At 58.0% G+C, this 3,709-nt stretch carries 2 protein-coding genes; both read right to left on the minus strand.

From position 1 onward, the window contains the following. Positions 1-85: 85 nt before the first annotated feature. Complete coding sequence (locus tag AC1DSG_RS29025) at positions 86-1,033, minus strand: acetyl-CoA carboxylase carboxyltransferase subunit alpha (protein WP_223512337.1); 948 nt, start codon at positions 1,031-1,033, stop codon at positions 86-88. Between the two features lie 151 nt (positions 1,034-1,184). Beyond that, positions 1,185-3,709, minus strand: a 2,525-nt coding sequence (gene dnaE / locus AC1DSG_RS29030; protein WP_477793948.1) for a DNA polymerase III subunit alpha, incomplete at its 5' end; no start/stop codon positions are given.

The following is a 3,709-nucleotide window of genomic DNA, read 5'->3' on the forward strand; positions in this document are numbered from 1 at the left end:
GGCGGCATAACATTCAACTAAACAGTTGGATGTTATACCGTCATCGCGAGCAGGCTCGCTCCCACATGGGAAAAGCGAGGTCAGATCAGAGACCGTAGCTCATCAATCGCGCGTAACGACGGGCCAGCAGCGCGTCATTGTCGAACTTCTTCAACATCGCCAGTTGCGAGGTCAGCTCGGCACGGATCGATGCCGCCGCAGCCGCTGGATTGCGGTGTGCGCCGCCCAATGGCTCGCTGATCACCTTATCCACAATGCCCAGGCCTTTCAGGCGCTCGGCGGTGATGCCCATGGCTTCTGCGGCATCCGGCGCCTTATCGGCGGTTTTCCACAGGATCGATGCGCAACCTTCCGGCGAGATCACCGCGTAGGTCGAGTACTGCAGCATGTTCAGTTGATCGCAAACGCCGATGGCCAGAGCACCGCCGGAACCACCTTCACCAATTACGGTGGCGATGATTGGGGTTTTCAGGCGAGCCATGACACGCAGGTTCCAGGCAATCGCTTCGCTCTGGTTACGCTCTTCAGCGTCGATACCAGGGTAGGCACCCGGGGTGTCGATGAAGGTCAGGATCGGCATTTTGAAGCGTTCGGCCATTTCCATCAGGCGGCACGCCTTGCGGTAGCCTTCCGGACGCGGCATGCCGAAGTTGCGGCGAACTTTCTCGCGCACTTCACGGCCTTTCTGGTGACCGATAATCATCACCGGCTGGTCGTCCAGACGAGCGATACCGCCAACGATGGCCGCGTCATCGGAGAAGTGACGGTCGCCGTGCAATTCGTCGAACTCGGTGAAGATGTGTTCGATGTAGTCCAGGGTATATGGACGTTTCGGGTGACGCGCCAGACGTGCGATCTGCCAGCTGGTCAGCTTGCCGAAGATGTCTTCGGTCAGGGTGCTGCTTTTGTCCTGCAGGCGGGAAATCTCATCGCCGATATTCAGCGAATTGTCGTTACCGACCAAGCGCAACTCTTCGATCTTGGCTTGCAGGTCGGCGATCGGCTGTTCGAAATCTAGAAAATTCGGGTTCATAGGCGTCCGTCTTGGGTCGACGTCCAAGAGAGCTTGGGCCGGCCGGTTGTCTATTCGCGCCCTACCTTAAGGGAGAGGCGCGTTCAGGTCGAGATTAAAAATTGGGTCGAGATCAGGGGCAGCTCTTAATCACAAGAATGCCACCTGACCGTCAACGGTATTGGAGGAAGACGTTGTCTCTCCCGAACTGGTCACGCAAGGCTTGAATCAACGCATCCGCCGGGTCGATTCGCCAGGTCTCGCCGAACTGCAGCAAGGCCTTCGCATCGGGGCTCGTGTACTCCATGGTGATCGGGCACGCGCCGCGGTGACGTTTGAACAATTCACCCAGCCAGCGTAGCTGATCGTTCTTCAAATCCTTGGTCTGCAGCTTCAGCCGCAGGCTTTCGGCCAGGTTGGTGCGTGCATCTTCCATGCTCATCACCCGCTTGACCCGCAACTTCAGGCCGCCGGAGAAGTCGTCATTGCTGACTTCACCTTCGACCACCACCATCGCGTCAGTCTGCAACAGCGACTGTGCAGAATGGAATGCCTCGGCAAACAGCGACGCCTCGATCCGTCCGGAGCGGTCATCAAGGGTGATGAACCCCATCTTGTCGCCCTTTTTGTTCTTCATCACCCGCAGGGCGATGATCATGCCGGCGACGGTCTGGGTGTCGCGTGCCGGCTTCAGATCGATGATGCGCTGACGGGCAAAGCGACGGATTTCACCTTCGTACTCGTCAATCGGGTGACCGGTCAGGTACAGGCCCAGGGTGTCTTTCTCCCCTTTCAGCCGTTCCTTGAGCGTCAGTTCCTTGGCTTTGCGATGACTGGCGTAAACGTCCGCGTCCTCCTCGACAAACAGCCCGCCAAACAGGTCGGCATGGCCACTGTCCTGGGTGCGTGCAGTTTGTTCAGCGGCCTTGATCGCCCCTTCCATCGCGGCCAGCAGCACCGCGCGATTCTGGTCGATGCTCGCCTGATAAGCTTTCGGCTCGTCATGGAAATAAGGCCCCAGACGATCCAGCGCACCGCTGCGGATCAACCCGTCCAGGGTTCGCTTGTTGATACGTTTGAGATCGACACGGGCGCAGAAATCGAACAGATCCTTGAACGGCCCGTCCTGGCGCGCCTCGGTGATCGCTTCCACCGGACCTTCACCCACGCCCTTGATCGCGCCGAGGCCGTAAATAATCCGGCCTTCGTCATTCACCGTGAACTTGAACTCGGAGGCATTCACATCCGGTGCGTCGAGACGCAGCTTCATGGTGCGAATTTCTTCGATCAAGGTCACGACCTTGTCGGTGTTGTGCATGTCCGCCGACAGCACAGCCGCCATGAATGGCGCAGGGTAATGCGTTTTCAGCCAGGCTGTCTGGTACGACACCAGGCCATACGCAGCGGAGTGAGACTTGTTAAAACCGTAACCGGCGAACTTCTCTACCAGGTCGAAAATGTTACCGGCCAGGTCGGCATCGATATTGTTGGTCGCGCAACCTTCAATGAAGCCGCCGCGCTGCTTGGCCATTTCTTCGGGCTTTTTCTTACCCATGGCACGACGCAGCATGTCCGCACCACCGAGGGTGTAGCCGGCCATGACCTGGGCAATCTGCATCACCTGTTCCTGATACAGGATGATGCCGTAAGTCGGTGCCAGTACTGGTTTAAGGCCTTCGTACTGGTAATCCGAGTGCGGGTACGCGAGTTCAGCGCGACCGTGCTTACGGTTGATGAAGTCGTCCACCATGCCCGATTGCAATGGGCCCGGACGGAACAGGGCTACCAGTGCGATCAAGTCTTCCAGGCAGTCGGGCTTGAGCTTTTTGATCAGCTCCTTCATGCCTCGGGATTCGAGCTGGAACACCGCCGTGGTTTCGGCTTTTTGCAGCAGCGTGTAGGTCGGCTTGTCGTCCAGCGGAATGAACGCGATGTCCAGTGGCGGCTGATCGACCTTGGCGCGGTCACGGTTGATGGTTTTCAGTGCCCAATCGATAACCGTCAGGGTTCGCAGACCGAGGAAGTCGAACTTCACCAGACCGGCCGCTTCAACGTCATCCTTGTCGAACTGGGTCACCAGACCGTCACCGGCCTCGTCGCAATAAATCGGCGAGAAATCAGTCAGTTTGGTCGGCGCAATAACCACACCACCGGCGTGTTTACCGACGTTACGCACAACGCCTTCGAGCTTGCGGGCCATTTCCCAGATTTCGGCGGCTTCTTCATCGACCTTGATGAAGTCACGCAGGATCTCTTCCTGCTCATACGCCTTTTCCAGGGTCATGCCGACTTCAAACGGAATCATCTTCGACAGACGATCCGCCAAACCGTAGGACTTGCCCTGCACCCGCGCCACGTCCCGGACCACAGCCTTGGCCGCCATGGAACCGAAGGTGATGATCTGGCTTACCGCGTTGCGACCGTATTTTTCGGCCACGTATTCAATCACCCGATCGCGTCCGTCCATGCAGAAGTCGACGTCGAAGTCGGGCATCGATACCCGTTCCGGGTTAAGGAAACGTTCGAACAGCAGGTCATATTCCAGCGGATCGAGGTCAGTGATCTTCTGTACATACGCCACCAGCGACCCGGCACCCGACCCCCGACCCGGACCTACCGGCACGCCGTTACTCTTGGCCCACTGGATAAAGTCCATCACGATCAGGAAGTAACCGGGGAAGCCCATCTGGATGATGA

The organism is Pseudomonas sp. P5_A12 (assembly GCF_056400685.1).

Bases quoted from the DNA above. Each gene is read 5' to 3' on its own strand.
- AC1DSG_RS29025 (WP_223512337.1), bottom strand. From the start codon at position 1,033: ATGAACCCGAATTTTCTAGATTTCGAACAGCCGATCGCCGACCTGCAA.